This is a genomic window from Senegalimassilia faecalis (assembly GCF_004135645.1).
Classification (GTDB): Bacteria; Actinomycetota; Coriobacteriia; order Coriobacteriales; family Eggerthellaceae; genus Senegalimassilia; species Senegalimassilia faecalis.
Map to the genome: position 1 here is coordinate 2,659,605 of NZ_SDPW01000001.1, position 22,803 is coordinate 2,682,407.

At 57.1% G+C, this 22,803-nt stretch carries 21 protein-coding genes and 1 pseudogene; 14 read left to right on the forward strand and 8 right to left on the reverse strand.

The features are described from left to right. The first annotated feature begins 26 nt into the window (after positions 1–26). Together ET524_RS11065 and ET524_RS11070 are read left to right on the forward strand one after the other, a co-directional pair. Positions 27–722: a hypothetical protein gene (locus ET524_RS11065; RefSeq protein WP_129425861.1), complete on the forward strand. Its 696-nt coding sequence runs from the start codon at positions 27–29 to the stop codon at positions 720–722. A gap of 2 nt (positions 723–724) precedes the next feature. Further along, complete coding sequence (locus ET524_RS11070) at positions 725–1,621, forward strand: ComEC/Rec2 family competence protein (protein ID WP_129425872.1); 897 nt, start codon at positions 725–727, stop codon at positions 1,619–1,621. Positions 1,622–1,684: 63 nt separating this feature from the next. Here ET524_RS11070 and ET524_RS11075 read toward each other — a convergent pair whose 3' ends face one another. From ET524_RS11075 to ET524_RS11840, 3 genes are all read right to left on the reverse strand, one after another. Beyond that, entirely contained in the window at positions 1,685–2,596 is a 912-nt protein-coding gene (locus ET524_RS11075; protein WP_201738794.1) for an abortive infection family protein, read from the reverse strand. A 258-nt stretch (positions 2,597–2,854) separates the two neighbouring features. Beyond that, positions 2,855–3,820: an Abi family protein gene (locus ET524_RS11080; RefSeq protein WP_129425874.1), complete on the reverse strand. Its 966-nt coding sequence runs from the start codon at positions 3,818–3,820 to the stop codon at positions 2,855–2,857. A gap of 198 nt (positions 3,821–4,018) precedes the next feature. Then, positions 4,019–4,228: a hypothetical protein gene (locus tag ET524_RS11840; RefSeq protein ID WP_201738795.1), complete on the reverse strand. Its 210-nt coding sequence runs from the start codon at positions 4,226–4,228 to the stop codon at positions 4,019–4,021. A 235-nt stretch (positions 4,229–4,463) separates the two neighbouring features. Here ET524_RS11840 and ET524_RS11090 point away from each other — a divergent pair, with 235 nt between their 5' ends. From ET524_RS11090 to ET524_RS11100, 3 genes are all read left to right on the forward strand, one after another. Beyond that, positions 4,464–4,688, forward strand: coding sequence for a glycosyltransferase family protein (locus ET524_RS11090; RefSeq protein ID WP_201738796.1), 225 nt, complete (start codon positions 4,464–4,466; stop codon positions 4,686–4,688). Positions 4,689–4,751: 63 nt separating this feature from the next. Then, positions 4,752–5,771 (forward strand): dTDP-glucose 4,6-dehydratase, encoded by a 1,020-nt coding sequence (rfbB, locus tag ET524_RS11095; protein ID WP_129425876.1) that lies wholly within the window; start codon positions 4,752–4,754, stop codon positions 5,769–5,771. Between the two features lie 129 nt (positions 5,772–5,900). Then, complete coding sequence (locus ET524_RS11100; RefSeq protein WP_129425878.1) at positions 5,901–7,313, forward strand: hypothetical protein; 1,413 nt, start codon at positions 5,901–5,903, stop codon at positions 7,311–7,313. 849 nt (positions 7,314–8,162) lie between these two features. Here ET524_RS11100 and ET524_RS11105 read toward each other — a convergent pair. From ET524_RS11105 to ET524_RS11115, 3 genes are all read right to left on the reverse strand, one after another. After that, complete coding sequence (locus tag ET524_RS11105; protein WP_129425880.1) at positions 8,163–9,749, reverse strand: hypothetical protein; 1,587 nt, start codon at positions 9,747–9,749, stop codon at positions 8,163–8,165. Between the two features lie 122 nt (positions 9,750–9,871). Continuing rightward, positions 9,872–11,311 (reverse strand): RNA-binding domain-containing protein, encoded by a 1,440-nt coding sequence (locus tag ET524_RS11110; protein ID WP_161566709.1) that lies wholly within the window; start codon positions 11,309–11,311, stop codon positions 9,872–9,874. A 241-nt stretch (positions 11,312–11,552) separates the two neighbouring features. Further along, a complete protein-coding gene (locus ET524_RS11115; protein ID WP_129425884.1) occupies positions 11,553–11,879 on the reverse strand; it encodes a type II toxin-antitoxin system RelB/DinJ family antitoxin in 327 nt (108 codons plus the stop codon). 171 nt (positions 11,880–12,050) lie between these two features. On the opposite strand from ET524_RS11115, the gene istA reads away from it, so the two are divergent. Together istA and istB are read left to right on the forward strand one after the other, a co-directional pair. After that, complete coding sequence (gene istA / locus ET524_RS11120; RefSeq protein ID WP_118449093.1) at positions 12,051–13,289, forward strand: IS21 family transposase; 1,239 nt, start codon at positions 12,051–12,053, stop codon at positions 13,287–13,289. Then, entirely contained in the window at positions 13,286–14,074 is a 789-nt protein-coding gene (istB, locus tag ET524_RS11125) for an IS21-like element helper ATPase IstB (RefSeq protein ID WP_129423107.1), read from the forward strand. Before istA ends, istB begins: the two co-directional genes overlap by 4 nt. A gap of 129 nt (positions 14,075–14,203) precedes the next feature. On the opposite strand, the gene ET524_RS11130 is transcribed toward istB, so the two are convergent. Then, positions 14,204–14,473, reverse strand: coding sequence for a hypothetical protein (locus ET524_RS11130; RefSeq protein WP_129425886.1), 270 nt, complete (start codon positions 14,471–14,473; stop codon positions 14,204–14,206). A gap of 1,593 nt (positions 14,474–16,066) precedes the next feature. Between ET524_RS11130 and ET524_RS11140 the strand changes: the two genes are divergently transcribed. The 7 genes and pseudogenes from ET524_RS11140 to ET524_RS11165 all read left to right on the forward strand — a co-directional run. Beyond that, entirely contained in the window at positions 16,067–16,750 is a 684-nt protein-coding gene (locus ET524_RS11140) for an abortive infection family protein (RefSeq protein ID WP_161566710.1), read from the forward strand. A gap of 144 nt (positions 16,751–16,894) precedes the next feature. After that, complete coding sequence (locus ET524_RS11145) at positions 16,895–18,310, forward strand: hypothetical protein (protein ID WP_129425892.1); 1,416 nt, start codon at positions 16,895–16,897, stop codon at positions 18,308–18,310. Between the two features lie 281 nt (positions 18,311–18,591). Continuing rightward, complete coding sequence (locus ET524_RS11150) at positions 18,592–19,404, forward strand: DUF6414 family protein (protein ID WP_129425894.1); 813 nt, start codon at positions 18,592–18,594, stop codon at positions 19,402–19,404. 6 nt (positions 19,405–19,410) lie between these two features. After that, complete coding sequence (locus ET524_RS11155; protein WP_129425896.1) at positions 19,411–20,553, forward strand: AAA family ATPase; 1,143 nt, start codon at positions 19,411–19,413, stop codon at positions 20,551–20,553. A 1-nt stretch (position 20,554) separates the two neighbouring features. Continuing rightward, complete coding sequence (locus tag ET524_RS11160; protein WP_129425898.1) at positions 20,555–21,235, forward strand: hypothetical protein; 681 nt, start codon at positions 20,555–20,557, stop codon at positions 21,233–21,235. Between the two features lie 217 nt (positions 21,236–21,452). Beyond that, positions 21,453–21,587: a hypothetical protein gene (locus ET524_RS12080; RefSeq protein ID WP_269089558.1), complete on the forward strand. Its 135-nt coding sequence runs from the start codon at positions 21,453–21,455 to the stop codon at positions 21,585–21,587. A 43-nt stretch (positions 21,588–21,630) separates the two neighbouring features. Then, a pseudogene (locus tag ET524_RS11165) lies at positions 21,631–22,017 on the forward strand (Abi family protein); the annotation flags it as partial. Positions 22,018–22,323: 306 nt separating this feature from the next. Here the strand turns inward: ET524_RS11165 and ET524_RS11170 are convergent. Next, positions 22,324–22,644, reverse strand: coding sequence for a hypothetical protein (locus ET524_RS11170; RefSeq protein WP_129425902.1), 321 nt, complete (start codon positions 22,642–22,644; stop codon positions 22,324–22,326). Positions 22,645–22,803: the final 159 nt, after the last annotated feature.

Genomic DNA, 22,803 nt, shown 5'->3' on the forward strand with positions numbered 1-22,803 from the left:
CTTGTGAAGAAGGTGGACCAAAAGACATGAAAGAAGGCTATAGCGATGAATACAAGTGCACTTGTCTTGCTATTTCGCTGGTCGTCGTGTTGTTCTCGCCGAGGCTAGTGTCTGTCTTGAGCCTTTGGATGCCGCAGTCGGGGTCGCCGCTCGAATCGGTCGCCTGCTACGCTGCATTTCTGGCGCTGTCCTACGTCGTCGGGATTTTGGTTGAAAACACGATTCCCTATTCGATAAAGGACTGGCTTCTGTATCCCGAGATTTGCAGGTGGTCCTTGCAGCGTCCCGGGTGTACGATTTTCACCGAGATCCAGAATGGGGAGCCCGGGGATTTCCGCTTTGACGTGAGCGAGGCTCGCAAGCGATACAGTGTTCAGATTCAAAACGCTCAGGGTAAGGATTCTCGCGAAGCCTCGCGGTATCAGAATGCTGAGTGGTACAAGCTCTATCGAAAGCACAGTTCAAGCGCTTCGGTCAGGTCGAACAACTTGGGGCATCTGTACAGCCGCGATGCTTTCGCGCTCGGCTTTTCAACGTTTTTACTATCCGTTGTATGCAATGTGGCGGGCATGGTGCTTTGCGGGGAGGCCCTTGTTTCATTAACGTCCCTTGCGATAGTGGGGGTATTTGCGGCGGCAAGTTGGCTTTCTGCCCGTTGGAAGGCTAAGCGTCTCGTAACGACGGTCATCGCTTGCGATATCGCAAGCGATGGGAGGGAGTGAACATGGGCAGCGTAATCAAGTCGTTCTCAGTGGGGAATGGCGACACCTGCTACATAAAGCATGGCAGCGACAACTTCAGCATCATCGACTGCAACTTGGTCGATGGTCGCAAGGAGGAAATCGTCGACGAGCTTGAAAGGGAATCCAGAGAAAAGGCCATCACGAGGTTCATCTCGACCCATCCGGACGAGGATCATATTCACGGGCTGCCTTACCTCGATGATCGATTGCGGATAGTGAACTTCTACTGCGTGAAAAACGAGGCGACGGAAGCCGAAGAGACGGAGTCGTTCAGGAGGTATTGCGAGCTCAGGGATTCCGACAAGGCGTTCTACTTGACCGAAGGGTGCTCTCGTCGCTGGATGAACCGAGACGACGACGAGAAGAAGTACGGCAGCTCTGGAATCAATATTTTATGGCCGAAGCCAGGGAATGCGCATTTCAAGGAGGCTCTCAAAAAAGCCTCCGAAGGGTCGTCTCCGAACAACATCTCGCCGATCGTGACCTATTCGCTTGAGAACGGGGTAAGAGCTGTTTGGATGGGCGATTTGGAGAGCGACTTCATGTCCAAGATCGAGGATGATGTCGCGCTGAAGCCCTTCGACATCCTCTTTGCTCCTCATCACGGTCGCTCGTCTGGCAGGCCTCCGAAAAGCTGGATGGAGAAGATGGATCCGGGGCTTGTCGTAATCGGCGAAGCGGATAGCGACGTGCTCGACTACTACAGGGGCTATGTCCACATATGCCAGAACACCGCAAAAGACATAGCCTTCCAATGTGAGGCTGGCTATGTCCACGTGTATGCGGAGAACCCATATGCTATTGATGGGCTGGATGATCTAGGCAGGGGACCTTTCATGGACCTGAGCTATGTTGGAAGCTTGAGAACGAAGGGATGACCCGCCTTTGCCGCGCCAAGGGCAGTATGGAACATTTCACGCTCGAGGAACGGTTTGCTGTTTTCAGGGTTGACCGGTTTTCTCTTCCCGCCGGACCCTGTTCGCCACCGAGAGCATGAAGTCCGCGACGTTGGCCGCAGCGTTCACGGCGAGGCGGGCATGGTAATCCTCGATTCTGACTCTTGCCGCGCCGACTCCGTGCGCGTCACCCTGTTTGTTCCTCATCTGCCCGATGGAATCGACTATCTTGTTGAGGCCGTTGACGAGGTCGCAGATGCGGCGATCCATGGTTGCGTCGGCGTGGATGTTGTAGAGCTTCTTGGCTTGCGCGAACAGTTTTCCCATATCGCCGCTGGTCGAGGGAATCTCTCCTTTGCGCTCTATGACCTGGCAGAAGGTCTCTTCGAGCAGCGTCCTCGCTTTGGTGAGGGCGCTGTCGCAATCGCCTTGCTCGATGTCGCGGTGGGCTCTGTCCGCCATATCCTTTATGTAGGGGCGGTCGATGACCTTGATGGAAGGGGTGTCCATCGTTGGCGAGGCGTCTATCGGGGAAACTGCATATGCGTTTCCGATCCGCCTCAACTCGTGACGCCCGAAAATAAGCTCGCCGTTGATAGCCTCGATCGCGGCTTCGACAATAGCCTCGTGCCGACGTTCGATTTCGTCTGCGCTGAACCCTTGAAGGTCGTCGCGAAAGCGGGAGAGGTCGAAGAAACAGGCAAACATGTCCGAGACCCTGTCGTTGGCGATGCAGTGGTCGAGCAGCTTCTCAACGTATTGCCAACGGCTGCATCCCCCGTAATCGCTGGGTTTGCCGAAGGCGTTCAGGGTTTGTACGAGTTTCGGTCCCGACTGGTAAGGCAGGCTGACTTCTTCGTCGAGCTTACTGGATTTGAAATGCGTGTCCCCATCGAGAATCTCGTAGATGCTTTTTACCCTTAAAAAAGAAAAGGGACTGTTGCTCATTTCCGGCATGGAATATTCCTCTCATGCGGCCCAATGCGATGAGACGATTCTATCAGACTGCTTCTTGCAGCGTTCGAGCTTGTGTAGCTGAACTGGAGTATGGAATCCGTTGCGTGCACCTTGCTTAGGCTTGTCTGTTGTTCCACTATCGGGGGGCATGGTCCTGAAGTAGCGAGGTATCGTTCCTAGATAAAAAACTAGGCGGAACCGCTTTCGCAACTCCGCCTTACAAAACCTGTGGGTTTTTTTATCTGAATCCATTATGCCTTACCGGAACCAGTTGTCAATCAGCTTCGCCAAAAAAGCCACAGTCGACCGGACGACGTCATTGGCGGGCGCAAAGTCGCTCATTTCGAGCAGCCTCTTCTCGAGGCCCGCTAGATTCGATGCCGCGTTTTTCTTTCCGGACCCCTCGGGCACCAGCTGCGCATGCAGGTACATCAACGTGGTGATCTGCCTGATGCGGGGGTTCTTCATCTTGGCCGTCCTGACGCGGTGCGACAGCCCGGCCTCCGCCAAGGCCCTCGTGACGGCCGCGTCGGCGCCGATCCTAGCGTCGACGACGGCGACGCCGTTCAGGACGTCGGACGAGTGGGCGCAGGCGTTCCTCACGGACTTCGCCTGGCGCAGCATGTAGTGCTCGTGGACCATCTCCCGGTCGCCCCAGCGCTCGGCGCAGAAGAGGTAGAGGTCTATGAAGCTCCCAAACGAGAAGAGCTCCATGAGGACCCAGATGGGCATTTCGGCCGGGCCGCCGCCGTACTTCCTGACGAGGTCGCCGCAGAACAGGTCGTTGCCCATCATGTTGACCTCGCCCTCGCGGCGCCGGCGCTCGTTGTGGTTGAGGCCCGCCATGTAGTCGCGCGAGAGGGCGTAGCCGTCCTCGCCATCGCGCTCGGTCGCGATCCGCACCAGCTTCGTGCGCGCCGCGTGCTCCACGTCGAGCGTCAGCGGCAGCAGCGCGTAGCGCAGGTCGCGGTCGAGCGAGGCGAGCGCCCTCAGGTGGCCGAAGTCGAGGTCGATGTACTGGCCGTCGCGCGGCCCGCCGACGCGCTTCTCGAAGAGGGAGCGGTACGCGGCGACCTTGAAGAAGTAGGTTCGCTCGGAGAGGTACTCGGCGGCGTCCTCCTCGGAGCACAGCTCGAACGTGACGCCCTTCGACTTGAGGTGCTCGATCTGCTGCTCGACCGTGAGCAGGGGCTTGTGGTCTTTGATCAGGACAGTCTCCTCCATACGGGCCTCCTTTTGGTTTTGGCGCTCGCTTGATTATACAGGCGCCGCATACCTTCATCTCATCTCGGCAGTTTGCGCGGCCGATTTGCCGGGCGCGCGAGTCGTCGACCCTGTTAGCTCGGCAGGGCCGGAATCGCCCCTGGTTTTCCGTCCGCGCCCTTGGGAGCGGGCGGTGCGATTCGAGGTGGCGCGCTCCCCTCAGTCGTCGAACGGCACGCGCAGCTCGAAGACGACCTGCCCCAGGAACGTGTGCACGAGGCCGTTGGGCGTCACGCACATGTCGGAGCAGTACCACCTCATCTCGCGCTTGAACTCCGGCTCCATCTTCACCACCATGCCGGTGGGGACGCCGGTCTTGGCGGGTGCCTCCTTGTCGATGCCGCACCGCTTCGCCAGGCCGTCGCTCATGCCCGCCCCGGCCACGACCGCCGCTACGCCATCGACTCCACCAAGCTGCAGACGGAGCTCGGCTGGCGCCCGATGCACAACGACTTCGCCGAGGGGCTTCGAGCCACTATCGAGTGGTACCGCGAAAACGAGGCCTGGTGGCGCCCGGCCAAGGTGGCCACCGAGGCAAGGTATAAGGCACAGGGGCGGTAGTACTGTTTTTTGCTTTGAGATGGCGCTAGCGAGGAGAAACGTTGTGGGCGATGACACGGGCACGCCCGAGGGGCTCTTGAAGGCCGCCGAGTACGTGGAGGCTGTGCAGAGTCGCCAGGGCTACTACATCGCCTGCCTCGAGGAGATCGCCTATCGCCGCGGCTTCATCGACGCAGTCGAACTGTGCAAGCTCGGCGAGGGCCTGAAGAAGACGGCCTACGGCAGGTACCTGCTCTCGGTCGCCGCCGAGGCGGGCGGGGAAGGCTAGGGGCCGGGGCTCGGCCGAGCCCTCATTTTGCACATTGGCAGTTTCGACAGGGAGATAAAAGGCATGGAGCAGGTTTTCGAGCCTAGGAACATCATCGTCACGGGCGGCTGCGGCTTCATAGGCAGCAACTTCGTGCACTACGTGGTCGAGAACCACCCCGAGGTGCACGTGACCGTGCTGGACAAGCTGACCTACGCGGGCAACCGCGAGAACATCGCGGGGCTTCCCGCCAACCGCGTCGAGCTCGTGGTCGGTGACATCTGCGACGCGGAGCTGCTAGACAGGATCGTCCCCGGCCACGACGCCATCGTGCAGTACGCGGCGGAGTCCCACAACGACAACTCCATCGCTGACCCCGAGCCGTTCCTCAAGACCAACGTGGAGGGCACCTTCCGGCTGCTGGAGGCCGTGCGCAAGTTCGGCGTCCGCTACCACCACGTCTCGACCGACGAAGTCTACGGCGACCTGGCGCTCGACGACCCGGCGCGCTTCACCGAGGAGACGCCGTACCGCCCGAGCTCTCCGCACTCGTCCACCAAGGCGGCCTCCGACATGCTCGTGCGCGCCTGGACGCGCACCTACGGCCTGCGCACCACGATATCGACCTGCTCGAACAACTACGGCCCCTACCAGCACGTGGAGAAGTTCATCCCCAGGCAGATCACGAACGTAATCGACGGCGTGCGCCCCAAGCTCTACGGCACCGGCGAGAACGTGCGCGACTGGATCCACACCGAGGACCACTCGAGCGCCGTGTGGACGATCCTCACCAAGGGCCGCATCGGCGAGACTTACCTCATCGGCGCCGACGGCGAGAAGGACAACATCGCGGTGCTGCGCATGATCCTCGAGATGATGGGGAAGGACCCCGAGGATTTCGACTGGGTGCGCGACCGCCTCGGCCACGACCGCCGCTACGCCATCGACCCGACCAAGCTGCGCGACGAGCTCGGCTGGCGCCCACAGCACAACGACTTCGCCGAGGGCCTGCGCAAGACCATCGAGTGGTACCGCAAAAATGAGCTCTGGTGGCGCCCGGCCAAGGCGGCCACTGAGGCTAGGTATAAGGAGCAAGGGCGGTAACAAGAAACATTAGAATATATTGTTGCTTTTCAAGACCCGCTGCCAAGCGGGTCTTGTTGTTAGAATGGCTAACAAAGGGATGCGAATTCGTGTTCCGCTTCTACGAAACACTAGCGTGCGAGGTGCGAGTTGACGTTTGATTTAATATGCTTTATTGCATATTTTGCAATTGCCTTGGTTGCTTTACCCGTTGTGAGGAAATTAGGCCCCGTTGCAATTACAAGCTATAAGCTGGAAGAGCGGTATGATTCGGACAATGGGCCCTCGAATGTGATATACCGAGTAGTATCTCCGGTGCTATGTTGCAGCTTCCTGTCACTAGCATTTTCAGCTATTTCATGCTTTTTCTTGCACGTGCAGCCTGAATACCGTTGGCTTCCCGTGCTAATGTATTGGGTGCTGATTGCTGTTAAGAAAAGCGGACTCGGCAAGCTTTCGTATCAAATAAAAATTCTTTTTCTCGAGGCGTTGCTGTCAATTACCTTGGCATTTGCCGTTGACTATTACGTTATGGGAAAGTTTGTTAACTCAGGCGTTGCCGTTTTCGACCAGTCAAATCTCGCATTTCAGCTGGAAGTTGCGCTGTTCTACGTGATTGTCCAGGTCATCGTTTCTTTAACTACACGTCGCAAATATAGGATTTGGCTAACCAACTACCAGCTCCCCAAGGACAAACGCTCTAATTCCTTCGCTTCGTATGCAAAGGTTGATATGAGCGAGAAGAACTTATTTTCTTACGAAAAGCGATTCGGACACTGCCTTCCGGAGCGTTATCAAAACGATATTCTTTTGCGGGCGGTCTTTTTCTCGATAATGGCTATTGAGGACTTTAATCGCCCGGCGGGCGTGCGCATTTTAGAAAGAATCGCTTTCCCTCTTGGCTTAGCGAAAACAACGGGCATTATGCAGCAGCAATCCGACAAAGCGCTGTCGGATGAAGGCAGTGTCGTCTTGGCAGTGAAATACATATCGAAAATGTGGGACGCGTTTCTAATAAAATATGCGCAATCCGAGAAATGCGCCCATGACGAAAGTGGAGTTTGTTTTGCTGGAGAATATTACACGTATGGCTATAAAAAACTTCGCGCCGCAATAAGCAACTCTTTTTCATTTCTGTATGGTGATTATTGCGGAACGTATGTTTTGAATGCAAACAGAGTGTTTAATGCTGTGCTTGCATTCGAAGAGCGTCGTGAATATGGACTCACGCCTGCTGTCGCTGTGGCGCAAGGAAGTCTTTGCTCGCAGCAATTAGCGTGGCTTTCTTCGGCATCTTGCTATTGGGTCGATTCAGTCACAATCGCGGCGGTTGAAAAACCGGTTGGGCAATTTACCAAGATAGCCTATGAAGCAGAAGGGGATGTTGCCAGCGCAGAGGCGATACGGAGGCTGACTGTTCGGCTGAAGAATAGCCATTTGCTCGTATATCAAGTTAGATATATAGAGCACGTCTTTGCTTCGATTGAGTGCTACGGGAGAAAAGGCTGCGAGTGCCCCACATTTGAAAGCTTCGAAATCCGTGGTAGGGGGTTGCGCGACTAATCGAGATGCCGCCGAAGTCGCTATTGAACTTTGCCATTCATCTCCGCACGAATAGGGGGTCGTTCTAATGCTGCGGCCTGTCTTTGCTGTGGGAGACAAACCCAGGGAAGACGAACGATCTTGTTGCGCCTCTTCCAAGGAAGGCATGCGTTTACGCTTTAGACCAGATTCCAGAAAACCAAAGATTCAGGCGGACGTACGATGCCTCTTCGCCATGGATTACCTTGGAGAGCGACGCCCGGTTCTCGAATGATCATCCACATCGTTGGTATTAGTTTGGCATGAGGGCCTGTGACACGTTGTATTGAAAGCTGAGTGCCTACAACGATGGAGGCTAAAATACACGTGGGGGATTCGATAGCACGGTTCCATCGGATTGACTTTAGGGAACCATCCTATCGCACTTTGTATCTGGTTCCTGCAAGGTTGCGGCATACTCTTGCTTAGTGGCGCGCCATCTCCTCGTACTTGTCGGCCATGGCGGTTTCCTTTCCGTTGACGGCGTTTACCGGCATCTTGGGGTTTGTTGCAAAGCGTATGGGCCTATGCGTTGCAATTGTACGAATATTTCAGACATTCGCTACAGCGGATGTGCCTCAAGCGTCAACGACGCGGCATCTTGCTGCGACGGAACAGGGCCTAACAATAACCGTAATTGACTCTTTGTCGATTGAACGAGGCGGCTACATAGCGGCAAGCCAGGCGTCGGGACGTCCGGAGGGGAAGAGTCGGAGAGACGCGCGGGTGGCCTCAAAGATTGATTCTCGTCGGCGATGGGTTCTCGCAACGTAAGCCCTTCTCGCGCGGCGCTGGTCGACTGCGCCAAGAGAGAACAGCGGCGAGATGCCGTCATCCGTTGGCGTGGATTAAGGGAGAGCACAGGGTGGCGATCGCCACGACCAACGATATCAGCGCAACGATTATGGCGACCCTGCTCAAGCGCTCACTTGCAATGTCGGCGCCGATGGAACTCGCGGTGGCGAGAATGTCTCTGTACGTTGAATCCCTCTCCAACAAAAGCTTGAAATTTCTGTTTGCCACGTTCTTAAACTTTCTGAGCAAGTCGACTTCCGAGTTTGATTGGTTGCCATTCTTTGAACGAAGCTCGGGGGATTCGGCCAACCTCAAGTCCTCCAGACCGTTCCATTGTCTCCAAGTTATTTCCCACAGCATGGCGGCATCATGAGACGCCTCTTTTATATCCAGGCTGTCGGTGAGCATTTCGAAGCGAAGCCCCTCTGTTTTCTTGAGGCTGTGACGCTTGTACTCCCTGCAGGCAACGTCTCTGCGCTTGGCATATAACTCCAGCATGTATTTTGAGTAATTGACCATGCAGATTTGAAGCAGGATATCCTGAACATGCTTAGCGTAGTGGTAGGCGATGGCGCGCTCCTCGTTATTCCCGTACAGTGACAGATGCTTTGCAATTGGCTTTATTGCATTTTCTATGTTTCCGACTATGCCGATAAAATCGAAATCGCTATGACGATCATCAAGGGGAATAGCTGCCAAATTTGGCATTTCTGTAGATATCCAATGGAACGTGCTGTCAAGCCCCAACGCTCGGCCAGCATCTCGATAGTCTTTGCCCATTGTCTCTTCTGTGGGGTCAAATCCTTCAAACAGGAGCAAGTCGGCAGCTGGCGTCTTGAGCTCGTTCCTCGAAAAGAACCCTTTGCAGCGCCTCTCTAGCCAATTGCGTGCCTTCTCGTACGCCTCGTTGCGTGCGAGCTGGGTAGCGTGTATGTCGCTTTCCCTGCGGCTTAATGCTCGCGGTCTCTTACCCCGCTGTTTTAGCAGGATAGGCTCGTGCTCTGCGTGCCATTCGGCATCGAGCTTTGTTCTCATCTCTTCGGTTGGCGAGAAAAAAGCCGAGATGACAGTCAGGCTCGAGCCAATCTGTATGGCATTGTATTCAACCGATTCGAACCCATGCGGGAGATCGAGGAATACGGCGTTTGGCGCAAAGCCACGGAATCCCTTGTCGACGTCATGACCCAGACGCCACCACCCGATGTTTTCTTTTGTCCGAGCCTCACGTGCCTTTTCCGAGTTGGGATTTCTGTTTAGTGCGTAAGCGTGGACGCCGTCCCAACCGCTTTTATCAAGTTGCTTAAGGAGGGTATCGCTCAGACTTGATGGGAAGAGCTCTACCAGCCAAAGACCGCCCATGCGTACCCGACAGCCGTCTGGGATTTTTATGTTCTGCTCGAATGGGGACGTATCGGAGCTGATCTGCCGCTCGTGTTCTTCGCAACTTAATACGTCATTGGCCCTTTTCCAGATTGCGTTGCTGACGGGTTTGGGTAGGATTTTCTTTCTCCATGAGCTCCCTAGCCAGAACAGGACCTTTTTCTGAGCATGGAGTCTACGACTGCGCATCATTCTCGATCCATTCCTTTTCTGCATACTCAGCTTTATGATAAAGACGTTCATGAGTGCGTCTCGTTTTCGGCCGGGTGCTGGTGATGGTGCCGTGCTTGCTTGGTCGAAAACGCTTCGAGCGGATTTAGCTACTCCGAAGAACTTCGGAGTAGCTACGAAGAACTTCGGAGTAGCTACGAAGCAGGATGGTCGTCACTTGGAATGCGGTAAAACTGCTTTGGGTCGCGGGCGCTCTTGCCCACCCATTCGAGCAGGCCCCGCTCGGCGAGCCTCTTCAGAGCCGCCGACGAGGCGCGCTTGGTAATCTGCGCACCCTCGGCCAGGACGCTCGTCGACACCGACCCGTTGGCGGCAGCGAGCTCCATGGCCTTGCGTTCGCTTTTTCCCAGGCTGTCAAGCATTGTGCCCCACGAGCCATCGTTAGTGGCGCATGCTGTTTTACCTTCGGAGTTATGGTCATCCCCCGCAACCGTGACCTGCGATCCGGGGCGCCCGAAGACGACGACGGTGCTGTTGACGGTCTGCTCGAAGCGGAACCTCACGCCGGCGGCCTTGCAGGCCTCCTTGATGCGCGGTATGCCCGTGCCGTACTGCTCGATGACGCCGGCGCGGAACAGGGTGCGCGCGATGGCGGGGTTGCGCAGGCCGAACTCGCTGGCGATGCCCGCAAGGTGCCTCTCCGGCGAGTCTCCCTCGGGAAACAGGCCTGGGCTCACGATCTGGACGGTGTCCATGAACACGTTCACCTCGACGGCCGTGCCGGTCGTGTAGTCGCGGTGGCACAGCGCGTTGGCCACCGCCTCTCGAATGGCCTCGGCTGGGATTTCGGGGATCTCCTTGCGGTACATGCCCGTCTCGCCGATGACGAACTCGCGCCTGATGTTCGACGTCACGAAGTACTCGGCGAAGTCGAGCAGCTTGAGCATGGTGCCGCACTCGCGGCGCAAATCGAGGATCTTGGCCTTGGTGTTGCCGCCCAGAAGCCCCAGCTTCATCCTGGGGTAGGTGTCGGACCCCTCGCAGAACAGCTCCACCGCGGCGTTTCTGAGGCTGCCGTCGGGCGCGACGAGGTCGAGCTTGGCCAAGGCGTCCTCCACGCCGGCGAACCCGCCTCCGACGCGCCCGGCCCTGCCGCCGCGCTCGACGAAGTCGCGCACCGCCCGCTCGTCGGCGTCGGAGACGGGCCTGCCGGACGGCTGCGAGTCCCACGGGCTGCGGGCGCGCTCGCGCTTTATGACCATGGCGCTCAGCTCCGAGGCCGACAGCGCTTTGTTCGAAGTCCCCACGCGGGTGAAATAGCGCCCGTCTGCTGAGTAGGGGGCGTCGGCGCCCGAGAAGGCAACTTTGATGTAGCGCAGCTCGTCATCGGCGTCGAGGCGCTCGACTGTCGGGAACACCGCGGGCTCGATCTTGTCGGACACCCACGACGTCACCTGGCGCAGCGTTGCGTCGCTGACATCCTGGCCGATGACATTGCCGTCGTCCTTCACGCCGAAGTAGAGCTCGCCGCGGCCGTGCTTGTTCAGCATGGCGCTGATGGCTTGCAGTGCCTCTTTATGCTCGCCAGTGGACTTCTTGAACTCGACGGTCTCGCTCTCGCTGCCTAGGTTCATTCGGGCTGCCTTCCTATTTCGCGTTCGATGATTCGAATTATACCTTGCCGGGCTTGGGGCCTCGACGTTGCGGCGCCGTCTGTTGCCGCCCTCCACTTCACGCATAATTTTGTTTCCGTTTCGGCAAAAGGGATGCTTGCGTGACGTCCGCACCAGCGCCCTGCCCGCCTCGGGGTGCCGAAGCGGGCAGGGCGCCTCGCCTAGAAAAGGCGCCCAGGGCCTTCCGGGAAGCCGGCGCCCCTCAACTCGCCTCCCGGGGGATGCCGGCGGCGAACGGCATCCCTCCCAGCGCGGTCGTCTGCAGCGCGAGCAGCCTCACGGCCTGCGAGAAGTTCGTGCCCAGGCCCTTGAGCACGGACTCCATCTCGCCGGCGACGTCCTCCGGGATCTTGACCGACGTCACCGCGGTCTTTCCGCCCGCCTCGAAGCCGGCGTCGACGGGGTCGAAGGGGATGCTCCCCTCGAGCACGATCTGGAAGGCGAAGCTCCTCATCGCGCAGGTGGGGTCGACGCCGATGCCCCGCAGCGTGCCCTCGAAGGCCGCCTTCAGGTCGGCGTCGATCCTCACAGACAGCTTCTGTTAGCGCTACTGTAAAAACAACCATTTTGACCAACGCTCAATAACCAATCATGCCAACGCAATCCCGCCATTTGCGCCAACGCATTTTCACCATTTCCACCAACGCCGGGACTTACGCTTCGATCGACGAGCGAACGATGCTTTCGGGAGGAGCGGGCCGTGGCGGAGAAGAACCTGATCGGAGAGTTGGACATGTACAGGGAAGCGGGCATAAAGCCCAACTTCAGCGACATAGCGAAGCGCTACGGCAAGGACAGGCACACCGTGGCGTCGTACTGGAGGGCCGAGGGCGGGCGGCCCCACGACGGGCGCGGCGACAGGGCGGGCTCGTTCGACGCGCACATCGAGGAGGTGGCAGCCAAGGCGCAACTGCCGGGAGTCACCAAGAAGGGCATCCACGAGTGGCTGCTGCACAGGTATCCCGGCGAGGACCTGGCCGGCTACAACGCCTTCACCCAGTTCATGCGCAAGAACGGCATCGCCGTCGGGGCCTCCGGGGGCCCGGAGCCGCACCCGCGCTTCGAGACGCCGCCCGGACTGCAGCTGCAGTTCGACTGGAAGGAGTCCGTCAAGATGGCAAACCGCGACGGCGAGCTGTTCGAGTTCAACGTGTTCGCGGCGACGCTGGGCCATTCCCGCAGGCACATATTCATCCGGTCGAGGACCAGGACGACCGACGACCTGGTCAGGTGCATGTACGCCACGATCGCGAGGCTCGGCGGCGTGCCGCGCGAGTGGGTCACGGACAACATGTCCGCCCTGGTGACGATCAAGGGCGGCAGGCGCCTCAAGGTCCAGCGCGCATACGAGTTCGCCAAGGCCGCCGGCTTCGAGCTGAAGCTGTGCCGCCCGCGCAGCCCCCAGACGAAGGGCAAGGTCGAGTCGTCGAACCGCTTCCTGTCGCGGCTCATGGCCTACCAGGGCGACTTCGACGGCTGGGACGATATCGACGAGATCGTCGCGCGGATCGAGGACGCCAGCAACTCCGAGCCCAACGAGACCACGGGGCTGCCGCCCTCCGCGCTGTTCATGGAGGAGAAGGACGCGCTGCTGCCCGTCGGCAACCTGCGCGCCCTCGAGGAGGCGATGGGCGACGTGGTGCGCGTGGCCAGGGTGCCGGCCACGATGCTGGTGAGCGCGCACGGCGAGCCCATGTCGGTGCCCAGGCGCTGCATCGGCAGGCCCGCCCGCATCGTCTGCATGCCCGGCGGCGCGATGGACTGCTACGTCGGCGGCGAGCTGGTGGCGACGCACGTGGCGGGCGGGCCGGCCTACGACCCGGCGCACTACGCCGAGGCCATGGCCGGCAAGCGGTGGTTCGGCGACGCCGCCGGCGACATCGAGGCGGCCGCCGCGGCCAACCTCGGCCTGCTCGACTCGATAGGGGGCTCGCTGTGAGCGCCGCCGTGCAGGCCAGCCCCCTCAACCGCCTGGCGGCCAACCTCGAGGAGCTGGGGCTCGAGGGCATGGCGTCGTCGGTGCCCGAGTACGTCAGGCTCGTCGCCGACGGGAGGAAGAGCCTGGTCGACGCCATGCTCGAGCTCACCGACGCCCAGATAGCCCTCAAGCGGCGCGCCGACGACGAGCGCCGCACGAGGATGGCCAACTTCCCCTACATAAAGACGCTGGCCGACTTCGACTGGGGCTTCCAGCCGAGCGTGCCGCGCGGGCTGGTCGAGCAGCTGGCCACGCTCGAGTTCATCGACCGCGGCGACAACGTCGTGCTCGTCGGCAGCCCGGGCGTCGGCAAGACCCACCTGTCGATAGCCATAGGCCACGAGGCGGTGATGGCCCGCAAGCAGGTGTACTTCGCCGACTGCTCGAGGCTGGTCGAGGACCTCAAGCACGCCTCGGCGAAGGAGGCGCTGGCGCGCAGGATGCGGTTCTACGAGCACTGCAGCCTGCTGATAATAGACGAGCTCGGCTACCTCGACATCGGCAAGGAGGGCGCCGACCTGCTGTTCCAGCTGGTCAACAGGCGCTACGCGCTCAAGCGGTCGACCATCGTCACGACCAACGTGCCGGTGGGCAGGTGGGGCGACGTGTTCGGCAGCAACGTCACGGCCTCGGCGGTGGCCGACAGGCTTTGCCACCATTGCGCGATGATCAAGATAACGGGACGGTCATATCGCCTGAAGGACGTATCCATCGGCGGTGAGGACGGGAAGGAGGAGGGCGCCTAGACGCCGGAAGCGGCGCATCAGCGTTGGCGAATCCGGCGCATCCGCGTTGGCGCGATTGGCGAAAATACGTTGGTGAAAATGGTGAAAAATATATTGACGCTAACAGCTTCCTCATCTTCGCGCTGCAGCTCATCTTGCGCCCCCTTCCCCAGGGCGCTCGCCTTCCTCGCCGGCCCCGAGGCCGCTCTCCATGAAGGCCTCGAACCGGATCCTCATGGTGTTGACCTTCGCCTCGCGGCTCGCCCTCATGGGCGGCCCGCCCCGGTAGACGAGCTCGTCCATGTACTCCTCGAACGCCTCCGTCGGGGTCATCCCGTGCAGCGCGAGCAGCTCCCTGCTCCTGCGCTTCATGGTCGCGTCAAGCCTGAGCAACGTCGTCTCCTTGGGGTTCGCGTACATCCCCGCCTCCTTTCCTGCGGCGCCTCCGGTGCCGCATTGCTCTCGGCGCACTTGCGTCGGCGCAGCTGCCCGTCCCAAGGCCGTTTTCGGGGCCTTTTGGACAAGCGCGGCCGCGGGCGTGCGGCATGCTCGCCGCGATCTGCCGGCGCGAGTCCTCTGCTCTCGCAAAAGCTTCCGCGAAGCCTTGCAACGCTGCGGGCTTTTGCCTGGGTTCCCCGATCGGCCGCCGATGCAAGGCCCCCTTGCTCGGCTTGTCGGCCGGTATGCCCGGGACGCGGCGCGCAGCGCCGGATTCGCGAAGGCCCGCGAGGGCCGGCATCCCCACCGAATTACCGGCGACGAGCCGATGCCGCCCGGAATTCTGTGGGGATGTCGCGCGTGCGGGGCGCAGCGGCGTGTCCCGGGCAACAGCCCCGCGGCGCTTGAGCGGGCATGCGGCCGGTGGGGTCCCAAGGGGAGGAGGCGGGGAGCGCTCCCCTTGGCCGCCTCGGCGGGTCCAGCCACCTCTGCGCTGGGGGCACGGGAGGCGGCTCGATAACGCCAACGTCCAAGGTGGGCCCTTCCCGGCGGGCTGGCCGGATGGCGCTTTGGGGATGCTCGAGACCTAACGAGGAGCCGTGGCTTTGCGGCGGCCGATCCTGGCGCAAGGCTGCATTTGCCGGCTTCGGTTGTCGAAGTTCATGTAGCCGCGCGTCGCTTGCGGAGAATCATCCCATTGGGAATTCGCCCCAATGGGATGATTCGGCTTAGGGGAGAGAGGCCGTCCTCGGGCTCGACCCGACCCTTCGAATTGTCGTCGGGCGTTTTTATTATGCGCAAAGCGGTAGCTGCGATTCGCCGGCGCAATATGAGCGGCTTGAAGAAGAATTCCGCGAGCGCGTTGTCCCATGGGTTGCTCGGCCGCGACATGGATCGGGCGATCCCATGGGACTCGAGGCAGCACTGGAACGCCCGGAATACATGCTGGCGGTTCTGGTCGGAGCTAGACTGACTTCCGCTTAGCTGTGACCGCGTATTCGCGTTCTGGACGCGTGAATGCCGAACCGTAGCCGTCAACGGCGGTGCGTGAGGCGATCGACTTGGCACGCTGGCGGAGAATGGGAGCTGGTCTTTGACCTGCTTTGCCTCGATTTCTCTACTACCTTTGCTTTTTCGTGGCAGGAGATGGTAATGCCGGTGTCTATCCATTATGCATTGGGTACGAGCAGAAGGCATCAATTCCGTTACCATAAAAGCGTTCGACGATAACAGGCTTGGGATGGCTTTGTTGCCAGGTTGCGGTGATTTAAGGATCGCAAAAGGATTCCGCGAGCTTTATCGCATCCTGAGCAATGAAGCTATAGGGGAAGTCGTTTTGCAGGGAGATTCGGCCAAGCTGGTGTTATAAGCCTTTCTCGGAGGCTTGGCCCTTCAACGGAATAGATGCAGCACAGGAGGAAGATGTTTTCGAAGTTAGAAATGGGCGCGTTCGCACAGCTTTTCAACCGTAGTGGTTATGTCCTCGACTTCAGTACTGCGGACTTTAATGCTTTCACGATGAACAGCATCGGGGTGCCTCTCTGTGGGCATTATGGTCTATCAAAAGGAAAATCAATGCTCGCTTATCTTGATGAAGCCGATCCTATAGATGCGACACGGCTGCTGCTAGATCTCTTTGGGTACTATGAGTTTCATTTCAGGCCGGAGTTCGATTCTGCTGCAGCGGATGAATTCAATTCCTATAAGCATGAGAAAGGCAAGAGGGGCCTGTATGCCAAATGTAAGGAGATTGCAGATTGGGAACGTGCCGGGGCGAGTTACTTGCAACCATCGGTGCGCTATCTCCAAAAGGAATTCTCGAGCGAATTCATGAACGACCGCATCTCCTTGCTCATGGAAATGAGGGAAAGCGACCCGACGGAAGCCATTGGCAAGTCGAAGGAGCTTATCGAGAGTTGCTGCAAAACGATACTTGGGAAGATACAGATATCCGCGGATAAGAATTGGGACCTAAATAAACTCGTAAAAGAGACGATGAAAGCTCTTTCCATTACTACCGAAACCGTTACTGGAAACAATAGGGAGGCCGGTATCGTCAAGCAGATACTTGGAAGCCTCAGCGGTCTTGCGACGGGAGTTGCCGAGTTCCGAAACGAGTACGGGTGCGGTCACGGCAGGGAGGCGGGTTTTCTTGCTTTGCCCGTCAGGCATGCCAAGCTCGCAGTGGGTAGCAGCATCACATTAGTCGAATACCTCTGGGAAACCTACAACTGGCGCTCGGGCGGCAATCAAAGCTGAGTAGTTCACGTGCGTAGACAAACAAGCCCCTAATTGCCGTTTTCATGAGTGATGAATACAGCCATTGTTGCACAAATCGATTAGACTTGTAAGCGTCTTTCAAAGAGATGGCTGCTTCGAGTTTGAGTGTGAAGCAATGTATATTTGGAGGAAGCAATGTTGATGTATTCCACAGTGTTGGATATTGACGAGTCTCTTACTCGCGATGATTTCATACGTCTTGTGATTGAGTGGAATCAGTCGAGCCCACATCAAGATTGCGTGATTCCAGACCTGAAATGGAGCGGGCAGGGCAACATCCGATATGGTGATGGGTCGCTTTGGCTTGGTATTGAGGAATATCGTAACCATAATACCGTTGCAATTCGTTATGAGATGACGAATGCAGAGGGTGTTGTCTGGGATACCGATTTCATCATGAACTTCGATGAAATGAGAATGGCAATTCAGCTCGACCGAAGCCTTACTGAAGGAGCTCAGGTCGAGGACTATCGTTTTTCTGTGCCTTTTTTTGTGACGATGTTAATCAAAGAGGGATATCTAAAAGATGATAACGGTCTCCCTGTTTTGAGAGATCCTATTGATATCACAAGTGACAATGTTGATTTGATTGCTTCAATTGTTAACCATGAGAGACAGTATAGCCTTCCGGTTGTCTATATCTCAAAGACATCAACGAATCATGCTCTGGTGAATGTAAGCAAGCTTTGCAACAGCTTGAAGGGGGTTGCTCATGTTTTGTTGGAACAGGGTTGCCAGCTTGATTTGGCCATAAGAAATGCATGCGGCGACCAGAACGAATACTTAGGCGCAGTTGGCGTTTATTTTCCGAACGGTGACCACAAAAGGCTCCTGCCAAAAAGATATTGCAATGATAGTGGCCTATTCGCTAATAGAATTATTCGAATAGTCCTGCAGTATGCAAATGCGCAAAAGACGGATTTATCGTATACATGGGCTGGCGTGACATATTCTCTTTTGAACGATCGCAAAAGTGCGGCGGATTACGCACGTCAAGTGGCTGAGAATCAGAGGGAAGAGTACGTAGATGCATTTGATCAGGAAAATAAAGAACTCCATCAAAAGGTTGATGAACTGACAGCGAAGAATGCATCATTAGAAGCGGAGGTTCGTGGGCTTAGAAGAAAGCTGAATAATGCTGAAGGGACCCCGCTTCTTGTTTACGGTGAGGAAGAAGAATTCTTTCCAGATGAAATTAAGGAAATGATTCTTGAAGAGCTAGAAAAGCGTGCTAACAACCTTAGCTCTGGGACGCGAAGGTCCGATGTTCTGAATGATGTTTTGGAAGCTAATCCTGTTCAGGGCAGAAGCGATCAGAGGAGATCGAATCTGCGAAACGCACTGACGGATTACAGTAAGATGTTGCCTTCCAAGAAGCGCCAGCTTCAGGATCTTGGATTCGAGATTGACGAAGATGGGAAACACTATAGTCTGTCATATTACGGAGATAGCAGGTACTTCACTACTCTCCCAAAGTCTGGCAGCGATTGGAGGGGAGGCAGAAATTCCGTATCGGAAATCATCCAGAAGCTGATGTAGCCTTCTATGGTGAGGGCCGCTTCCTTTCAAAGCCGTCTTGATTTGTCTTGCTTGCACCAACTTTCCCAAGGCTACTCACTCGGACGCCGCGCGGCGGTAGTGAGCCGGTTGTTGATGGATGCCGTCTCGTTTGAATATCGCCGAAGACGGGGCGGGCGGTGGTTCGCGCCCCGGTGTCATGTATGCGCTCGGGCCGCGGGCGCATGTTTGTTAATGGGCTCGGGCGGATTGCCTCTTCGCCTGAGCGCGCTTTTGCTGGTTAAATCTAAGGAGGTTTGAGCATGGCTGACGAGACGGACTCCGAGAGGAAACTATGCAAAATTGTCTACTTTGACGAGGGGTCTGCCACAGACTTCGTGCAAATTGTACATGGTGGTGGTCTCACGACCACGACTGAATTGTTCGAATCCGGTGAGGACAAGGGCTCTGCCGCTGTTGGTGCCGAGGCGAAAGATGGCCTAAGCGCTTTGCTTCACGGTCTTCTTGGCGCTAAGGCATCGGTTGGCGTGGACGCTTCTCTTTCCGCGTCGTTTGATTCGGGCGAGATGGCGAAGAGCATCATTACGAACACGTTGTTGACGGACTTTCTTGCTTGCGTTTCTCCTTCCGATGATTCGTCGATCCATATTTTCGAGGGCTATGACATTGGTCCCGTCAGCAATTCGATGTCGAGCTTCATGCTCTTGACTCCGTATTTGGGCATGCTGCGCAGCGGGAGTTCGGTCTCGGCCGGGGACTTTGCCATATCTTTGGACCGGATAGACGACGCCATCAAGAAGGGGAAGGGCTACTATGAGTTTCTTGCCGTCAGCAAGAACAATAAGAAGGACAGACGGCTTCTCAGGTTCAACGGATCGGCGCTGAAGAACAATTACAAGCTTCCCGATTTAACTAAGATGGACCTGCTCTTTTACGCCGTAAAGGTGGGGAAGACGCGCATCGCCGATTTGGACGTTGAAAGCGAGCTCGAGTTTGTCGGAAGTTCGGGCATGCCGAAGAATCCGGATTACCCGGTATCGACGCGGCGGCTGACGACGATTCGGCGTCCGATGATGAGGATCTTGACATGTATGATGTTATTTTGGCGGGCGTGAAGAGCGATGATTGATGGAGCCATTCACGTATTCACAGGTAGCGACAAAGATTTTGAGCATTTCATCGGAGAGGGAATCGGCGAGGACGAGGTCACGATTACCTATCTTGAGCTTATCGGCGATTACAACGCGAAGATTCGTGCCGCGTCGGAATATGCGACGAGCGATCTTTCGCATATTCACGATCGGGTCGACAACGTGGTGGTTAGATCCGCCGATTTCGGTTCGGTTGTGAGTCATGTCATCAGCAATTTTGCGCAAATTGCCTCTATGGGATGCGACTTTGGTACCATGTATATCCAGAACCCGCCCCGCCAGACCCTCAAATCGCTTGAGGCGATGTACCCTGGTATGATTGACTACTCGGGGACTGAGTACGTGAAGCTAGGGAAGAATACCGTTCTTGAGGTGCACGATAAGCTTAAGGAGGCTGTGTTCGGGCAGGAGGACTGCAAGGTTGAGCTCGACCTAAGCCTGTATCGGCTTTCCGTGATGGGGGACGAGAAGCCAGTGGTCCTGTTGTTCTACGGCCCTTCCAGCGTTGGCAAGACCGAGACGGCGAAACAGTTGAGCGACGCCATGGGTGGGGGTTTGACTAGAATCCAGTTCTCGATGTTCCAAAACCAGGAGGCGTTCGACTACGTCTTCGGATCGGAGCACTCCAAGGGCAGTTTTGCCCGAGACCTCCTAGGCAGGGAAACGAATGTCGTCCTTCTAGACGAATTCGACAAAGTGAATCACGGATTGTACAACGCCTTCTACGAGCTCTTCGACGAGGGCGTGCTGACCGACACGTACTACAGGGTGGAGATGGGCAATGCACTTTTTGTTCTGACAACGAATTTCGAGTCCGAGAAAGAAATCAAACAAGCATTGGGCCCCGCAATGTTCTCGCGCATAAGTGCGTGCATAAAGTTCAACGATCTGACTGTTGATGAAAAGAGGGCGATTGTTGACAGACACTTCGACTACGTTATCGGCCTTCTCGACGATGACGATGCCAAGGTGGTTAGCGACAGGGATGTACGGGGGTGGTTTCTCCGCAACGCCGCTCACTATGACAACGTGAGAATCATGAAGAACAAGATTGAGCGGGCGGTTTTCGGGGTGCTCACTGAACGGCTCATCAATGGTTTGGGGGATGAGTAGCATGCAGATGTTGAAACCTCTGCGAACAACCGATGGTATCAACAAGGGCAAGCGAGGCCTAGGAAAGGTGTGGCTTGCGAAGGACAAGGCCCACCGTGAGCTTCTGCTCGATTGCGTTCTGAAAGTTAACTACAGTGTCCAGGACTTCAACAAGACTATTGAGAACGGTTTTAGCGCTTCGCCTAAGGACGTTGTCTACCTGATTGTGCTTGCGGATTGGATCAGGGACTCCTATCGACGAATCAAGGATTGTTTGCGCGATGATGTCGCAAACGGGTTCGCTTTCTCTGACGCAGCTCAACTTGGCTGCTATTGGAAATTCTTCAAAGCGATACGTTCTGCGGTTGTGGCGCACCCTGTGGGCTCCAGCCAGCACCGTGACTACGGATTCGATGGTAGTCGCATTTGCGTCGATATCCGTAGTAAGTCGTTTATGGATGCTTTTCCGATGGCGAAATTGTCCCGTCTGCGTATAGACGGAATCGAGGACGCCGAGTACGTACGAGATGAAGATGTCGTGCTGGCGACGTACTCAACCGATTTTGCCGAGGAAGGCAAGCTGCATTTTCAAAGAGTCTGCCTAGATATGGCTGACGTTCGCGATGCTGCGGAACTTTACATTGATGCCCTTTATGAGCTTGACCAATATGTCGCCGGACTGAAGATGAGGGATTTCCAGTAAAACGTCTGTTGCGGTATCGGCAAGATGATTGAAAAGATAGCGTGTCTTAACAAGCCGTGTCCGTTGCCCAATGCTTATCACGAACGTTTTCCGACGCCTTGACGGGGCGCAAGTTTGCGGATAGTATCCTGACGGTGATTAGGGTCCAGAAACTTTCGATGCCTGGAACCGGAGGGGAGCCTGCAGGTTCCCCTTTTGCTTTTCGGGAAGAACGAAGATGCCCAAAGAATTCCTTACCTACCAGCAGCAGATGGAGAAGCTCAGAAGCTCCGGCCTCACAATCGAGGACGAAGGGGCTTGCTGCAGGGTCCTTGCGGACATCGGCTATTTCCCGGTCGTGAACGGATGCTAGTCGTTTTTCCGCGACCCGAGTACCCGGGTATACCGCGAAGGCGAGGATCGCTAAGAGGTTCGGGATCGGAAACCCGAAGGAGCTCTCGTCGTTTATCCGCGTGCTCGCCCTCTACAGGAACGTTTGCGCGCATGGCGAGCGCCTCTTCTCCCACAGGTGCTACGTCGAGATCCCCGATACGGCCCTGCACGCCAAGCTCGGCATCGAGAAGATCGGGCCGGATTACGCTTGCGGCAAGGTGGATGTCTTCTCGGCAGTGATCGCCCTTCGATACCTTCTGCGCGACGACGAGTTCAAGGCATTCAAGGCGAAGCTCGTCAAGTGCGTTAACGGTTATCTGTCATCGGACGAGAGCATCGGCGAGGAGCGTCTCCTTGAAGCCATGGGCTTCCCGGCCGAATGGAAGAAGATAACCAGATATAAATTGTGAGCTCGATTTGCCTAGAACGAGTCGCTGGCTTTGGCAGATTGTTGGCGACGGAGTCGAACGTCAAGCCCTTGGTGCGGACGCGTCGTGGTTTTCGGGGGCTATGCTGGATACGAGGCCGGGGCTCGCCTGGCTCGGGCGCATCCTTAAGAGGAATCAGCGGATTCTTCTTGGCCATGGGCATGGCTAGCGCTGCGATAATGACGGACTTTCTCGTTAGAGGGATTGGTCTAGCGGCTGGGGCGCCTCGGTTCCCGGGGGCACTGCTCATCCAACAGCTACCTATTCCCAGCAGGGCTTCGTGAACGGCTAATCGCAAAGCCTTGCTACCTCGGCTCCGCATTTCGCGCAGCAACCCTCGACGAGCACGCGGCCGTGACGCATGCGCAGCGTGTAGCCGGGCGCGAACTCCGTCGTGCCGCAGCTATAGCAGAACGCGTTGGCGAGCAGCGGCTTGCGGATATGCTCGGGGATCTTCTTCCGCTCCCGCAACGCCTCGATCTCGGTGACGCCCTTGCTGCGGCGGAACTCGTCTTCCTCCATCTCCTCGGCGACGAACCTTGCGATCATCTCCTCGCTGACGCCGTCGGCTCTCATCTGTCGGGCCATCTCCTCGTATTTTGGCTCCATTAATTGCCCTCGTTTCTCGCATGGCTGCCGGTTGGGGGCGGTCAGCTTGCGGTTGGCTACGGTCAGTTCGCTTTAACAGATATTGTTGAATGATATTCCAAATTGGGCGTGCTCCCAGCCGGGGTATTGTTTAGAGTTTGGAGGATTGCCTGGCTGCTT